General features: G+C 41.5%; 5 protein-coding genes. 1 reads left to right on the top strand and 4 read right to left on the bottom strand.

Annotated features, from left to right (window positions below):
- Positions 1-333 precede the first annotated feature (333 nt).
- Complete coding sequence (gene ilvA, locus JOC28_RS10250) at positions 334-1,584, top strand: threonine ammonia-lyase IlvA (protein WP_205010591.1); 1,251 nt, start codon at positions 334-336, stop codon at positions 1,582-1,584.
- Positions 1,585-1,612: 28 nt separating this feature from the next.
- Here the strand turns inward: ilvA and JOC28_RS10245 are convergent, their stop codons facing one another.
- The 4 genes from JOC28_RS10245 to JOC28_RS10230 all read right to left on the bottom strand — a co-directional run bounded on the left by JOC28_RS10245 (position 1,613) and on the right by JOC28_RS10230 (position 5,058).
- On the bottom strand, positions 1,613-2,209 hold the full coding sequence (locus tag JOC28_RS10245; protein WP_205010590.1) for a VanZ family protein: 597 nt from the start codon (positions 2,207-2,209) through the stop codon (positions 1,613-1,615).
- A 114-nt stretch (positions 2,210-2,323) separates the two neighbouring features.
- The gene (locus tag JOC28_RS10240; RefSeq protein WP_205010589.1) at positions 2,324-2,437 is read right to left on the bottom strand and encodes a putative metal homeostasis protein; all 114 of its coding nucleotides are present in this window, start codon (positions 2,435-2,437) and stop codon (positions 2,324-2,326) included.
- Between the two features lie 328 nt (positions 2,438-2,765).
- Positions 2,766-3,506: an amino acid ABC transporter ATP-binding protein gene (locus JOC28_RS10235; RefSeq protein WP_205010588.1), complete on the bottom strand. Its 741-nt coding sequence runs from the start codon at positions 3,504-3,506 to the stop codon at positions 2,766-2,768.
- 1 nt (position 3,507) lies between these two features.
- Positions 3,508-5,058 (bottom strand): ABC transporter permease subunit, encoded by a 1,551-nt coding sequence (locus tag JOC28_RS10230; RefSeq protein ID WP_205010587.1) that lies wholly within the window; start codon positions 5,056-5,058, stop codon positions 3,508-3,510.
- Positions 5,059-5,268: the final 210 nt, after the last annotated feature.

Below are 5,268 nucleotides of genomic sequence, written 5' to 3'. Positions count from 1 at the left end.
AAGTCAGTAAAGTCTTATGCTCTATCATTGTAACACCTTATCAAAATTTTTCAATATAAGGTGTTGTTTTTGCATGCACTTTTTTACTAATCCAGTAATAAAAATAAGACAATAACCACGTAACGGCTACTGTCTTGATATTATTTTTGGGCTTAAAGCATTGATATACTTGACAAATGGTAGAAAATTATAGAGCCTATTTTTCTTGAAAGGACTCTAGGGATTTTGTGGATTGATGAAGTTGTTTTATTTTTGAAAAAGGGCTTCGCTTTCACTAAAGTATGATATAATAGAAATAATCTGAAAATTTTGTCAAATAAGCGAGGGGAAAAGATGATTACAGCAAAAGATGTTGTTAAGGCTAATGATGTGCTCAAGACAGTTGTCGAACGTACACCCTTAGATTTTGACCGTTATCTCTCTGAAAAATATGGAGCGACGGTTTATTTAAAACGTGAAAATATGCAGAAAGTACGTTCATTTAAGATTCGTGGAGCCTATTATGCTATTTCACAATTGAGTGATGAGGAGAAGGCGCGCGGAGTTGTCTGTGCTTCTGCGGGTAACCATGCACAAGGTGTGGCCTTTACTTGTAATGAGATGAAGATTCCTGCAACTATCTTTATGCCAGTAACAACACCACAGCAAAAAATTGGTCAGGTTCAATTCTTTGGTGGTAGCTTTGTGACGATCAAATTGGTAGGTGATACTTTTGATGCGTCAGCTCAGGCTGCTCAAGAATTTACCAAGGCAGAAGGTATGACCTTCATCGATCCGTTTGATGATTTCAATGTTCAGGCTGGACAAGGTACGGTTGCCTATGAGATTTATGAACAAGCTCAAGCAGAGGGCGTTAGCTTTGATAGTATTTTTGTACCAGTCGGTGGCGGTGGCCTGATTTCTGGTGTCTCTACTTACATCAAGGATTGTGCTCCTGAAATTGAGGTGATTGGTGTCGAAGCTAGCGGTGCTAGAAGCATGCGCGCAGCATTTGACAAGGGACATCCTGTCAAATTGGAAGAAATCGATAAGTTTGCAGATGGTATTGCGGTGCAAAAAGTGGGTAGCAATACTTATGAGGTTGCCCGTAAGAATGTCGATCGTCTAGTTGGTGTAGATGAAGGTCTGATTTCAGAAACCTTGATTGATATGTACTCTAAGCAGGGGATTATCGCAGAGCCTGCGGGTGCAGCCTCAATCGCTGCGCTGGAAGTCATGAAGGAAGAGATTGCTGGTAAAACAGTCGTTTGCATTATCTCAGGTGGTAATAATGACATTAACCGTATGCCTGAAATGGAAGAACGTGCCCTTATCTACGATGGTGTAAAACACTACTTTGTAGTTAATTTCCCACAACGTCCAGGAGCCCTTCGTGAGTTTGTAAATGATATCTTGGGACCAAATGATGATATCACACGTTTCGAGTATATTAAGCGTGCCAACAAGGGAACAGGTCCAGTTCTAATAGGTGTGACTCTAGGTGATAAAAATGACTATGCTGGCCTTATTGACCGCCTATCAGCCTTTGACCCAGGCTACATCAACCTCCATGGAAATGAAACACTTTATAATATGTTGGTATGACAAAACGAGTTGGTTTTCCAACTCGTTTTTAGTGTATTCTATTTTTGATAAAGCTGCGCAGGCCGATGCTCCCAAGAAAGCTTCCTAGGATAAAACTTATGGTATTAGCAGTGACGTCACCAAGGTCGAAGATTCCTAGTGAGAAGTGGTACTGGCACCATTCGACTGCTAGGATGAAGATAAGAAAGCTAGCTGTGCTCCATTTTTTCATAGGAAAAAGAAAGCCGAGAGGCAGAAACATGATAAGGTTCATGATGGGAACAAAGCGACTTCCGGATAGGATGTCATTGACGAAAGAGAAGGGATTGAATGAAATCCCTTGTGTGCCAATGTCTTTAAGAAAGAGCAGGTAGACTAAGCTAAGAGCATAGAGGATATAGAGGATGATAATGGCAGAGCGATAAAGTCGTCCAGTTACCATAAAACGGATACAGACGTAGCCAAAATAGGTCATCATCAGAATAATTGCCAGATTGAGCAAAAAGGCGAAAAACATTCCATAATTAGAAATATAATGGCTGTAAGGAATCAGGAAGTAGCTATAAAAAAGAGTAGATAGGATAAAAGAAATCACAGCACTTGCTAGGCGCCAGGAGTTCTTGATTTTTGGATCGTGTTTATACATACCTATAGTATATCAGAAATCACTTAAGCTTACTTTAAAGAAAGACCCAAAAAAGCCACCTGACTTGTCCAGAATCAGGTGGCTCCTTCTTAAAAAATGGAGTGTGCGATTTAATTATTTGGAATGACGCTTGTAGTCATGAATAATTTTGAGAGCACGTTTACGTGTCTTGATGTTAGGGCTTTTCAAGCGTCGATAAGCGCTTGCTAGGTCTGTTTTCTCAGCCATACTACCTCCTGTAATCCTACTTTTTCTAACCATCTGCTAAGAGCCGCCTTCCTGTCGCCTAGATTCAGGACTAGTCTTTTTCTAAATCTAGTAGGTGCCTGCAGATGGTTTGAGAGTTTAGAGTGCTTGTTAACGTCAACAAAGATATAGTGGATTGAATAAAGGTTAGGACGTCGTTAAGTCGCTTCGATGAACGTCAGTTCTATCTTCAGCTCCTTGCCTAGTCCTATTCCTTTCTCAATCCACTATAGTATAACACAAAATACTTAACCGGTAAAGTATTTTGTCAAAAGAAACCAGACTAGTTTGATTTAGTCTGGTTTGGCTGTTATCCAAGGAAGCGTTGTAGGAATTCTTTGGTACGTGCTTCTTGGGGATTTTCAAAGATTTGTTGAGGGCTACCTTCTTCAGCGATAACTCCCTTGTCCATGAAGATGACACGGTCTGAGACGTCGCGGGCAAACTCCATTTCATGGGTAACGATAATCATGGTCAAACCTGATTTAGCTAAATCTTGCATGGTTTTAAGGACCTCTGATACCATTTCTGGGTCAAGGGCTGATGTTGGCTCATCAAAGAGAATAGCTTCTGGATTGACAGAGAGGGCACGAGCGATAGCGACACGCTGTTTTTGTCCACCTGAGAGCTGGCTTGGTTTAGCCTTCCAGTATTGTTCTCCCATACCGACCTTATTGAGGTTTTCTTTAGCGATTTTTTCAGCTTCAGAGCGGTCACGTTTGAGGACGGTTGTTTGAGCAACGATAGCATTTTCAAGAACGTTGAGGTTGTTGAAAAGGTTGAAGGATTGGAAAACCATACCGAGTTTTTCACGGTAGGTCGTCAAGTCATATCCTTTTTCAAGAACGTTTTGTCCATGGTAGAGGATTTGTCCTTCAGTTGGAATTTCCAAAAGGTTGATTGAACGAAGGAAGGTTGATTTCCCTGAACCAGATGAACCGATAATAGAGATAACCTCACCTTTTTTGACATCGATAGAGATGTCTTTGAGGACTTCATTTTTACCGAAGGACTTTTTCAAATGTTTAATTTCTAAAATAGTATCAGTCATATCAATGAACTCCTTGTGTGTAATTATCTTGGTCAAAGCGGCGCTCTACATAACGCAAGATACGTGTTACCGTAAAGGTAAGGACGAAGTAGATAGCTGCGATAACGAAGAAGGTTTGGAAGTATTGGTAGGTCTGTGTTGCAACCGTATTTCCTGAGAAGTAGAGTTCGACTACAGAGATAACGTTAAGAACTGACGTATCCTTGATGTTGATGACGAATTCATTACCAGTTGCAGGAAGGATATTGCGGACAACCTGAGGAATAACAACCTTGCGCATGGTCTGACCGTGGGTAAATCCAAGGGCAGTTGCGGCTTCAAATTGTCCCTTATCAACAGCGAAGATACCACCACGAACGATTTCACTCATGTAGGCACCTGTGTTGATTGAAACGATGAAGATGGCTGCAAGCGTACGGTCAATACTGATACCGAAGGCTTGGGCAGTACCATAGTAGATAACCATGGCTTGTACAATCATAGGTGTTCCACGGAAGATTTCAATATAGATATTGAGGAACCAACCGAAGAGTTTTTGGAGAATAGCTAGCGCTTTGTTAGCAGCACGAGGTGCTGTGCGGTAGACACCGATAAGAAGTCCGATAATGGTTCCGACAACGGTACCGATAATCGAAATCAAGAGGGTCATTCCAGTTCCTTTGAGGAACTGTTGCCAGTTGTTGGTCAAGATTGTCCACATTTGAGTGAAGAAGTTGCTATTAGCTGATGTGTCATCTTCCTCTTCAAGTGGTTGGGCATCAATCATCTCATCCATCAGTTTGAGGCGGTCATCAGCTGAGATGGTTGCAAGCACTGCATTGACTTTAGCAAGTGTCTCTGTATCATCCTTACGAAGACCAACTGCGATAGCAGTATCAGACTCAGATGTTGTAAATCCTTTTCCGTCTTCAAAGGCAATCATCTTGAGTTTTTTGTTGGCTTTCTCAGCTGAAGTCGCATCTGGGCGTTCTGAGATGTAGCCGTCGATGATACCTGAGTCAACTGCTTGACGCATTTGGTTGAAGTCACCCATGGCAGTCTCTTTAGTTGCTCCTGGGATTTGGTCAATCAAATCATAGAGGTAAACACCTTGCTGGGCTGTCAATTTAGCTCCTTTAAAGTCAGCTAGGCTAGTAGCGTCAGCGTAGTCACCATCAGCAGAGACAACGATAACAGGATATGATGTGTAGTAGGCATCTGAGAAGGCAATCTCTTGTTTGCGTTCGTCAGTTGGGCTCATACCAGCAGCAATCATATCAATCTTGCCTGATGTGAGGGCAGGAATCAATCCTGTCCAAGAGGTTTTAACGACAAGAAGTTCTTTACCGAGGCTGTCAGCGATTTTTTTAGCAATCTGAACGTCGTAACCGTTAGCGTACTGGTCGCTACCTTCGATAGGAACAGCACCATTAGAGTCGTCGTCTTGTGTCCAGTTGAAAGGTGCATAGGCTGCTTCCATTCCGACACGGAGGTATTGGTCTGCTTGAGCACTCGTTACTCCTGCAAAGAGTAAAAGGAGTGCAGCGAAGCAGGTTAGTAATATCTTTTTCATCTTAAGATAGTTAACTCCTATAAAAATGTTTTTCCTTTCTATTTTACAGGAAAAGTGTCTTCTTTTCAATACGCTTGCCTTTGAAACATCTGGAAATGACTGTTTTGTGGTAAACGCTAAATTTCAAGTGCAAGTTAGCCATTCAGTAAAACATCATTAGGAGATTTATAGCTCAGTATTTTCTTAGGATAATTGTTTATCCAGTTTTCA

Source organism: Streptococcus loxodontisalivarius (genome assembly GCF_016908645.1).
In the GTDB taxonomy this organism is placed as follows: domain Bacteria; phylum Bacillota; class Bacilli; order Lactobacillales; family Streptococcaceae; genus Streptococcus; species Streptococcus loxodontisalivarius.
The sequence above is the reverse complement of the archived record's forward strand: the minus strand, read 5'-3'. Positions and strand labels throughout refer to the sequence as shown.

What these genes read in the sequence shown, in the direction of transcription:
- ilvA (WP_205010591.1), top strand. Translation starts at nt 334, where the DNA reads ATGATTACAGCAAAAGATGTTGTTAAGGCTAATGATGTGCTCAAGACA.
- JOC28_RS10230 (WP_205010587.1), bottom strand. Translation starts at nt 5,058, where the DNA reads ATGAAAAAGATATTACTAACCTGCTTCGCTGCACTCCTTTTACTCTTT.
- JOC28_RS10245 (WP_205010590.1), bottom strand. Translation starts at nt 2,209, where the DNA reads ATGTATAAACACGATCCAAAAATCAAGAACTCCTGGCGCCTAGCAAGT.
- JOC28_RS10235 (WP_205010588.1), bottom strand. Translation starts at nt 3,506, where the DNA reads ATGACTGATACTATTTTAGAAATTAAACATTTGAAAAAGTCCTTCGGT.
- JOC28_RS10240 (WP_205010589.1), bottom strand. Translation starts at nt 2,437, where the DNA reads ATGGCTGAGAAAACAGACCTAGCAAGCGCTTATCGACGCTTGAAAAGC.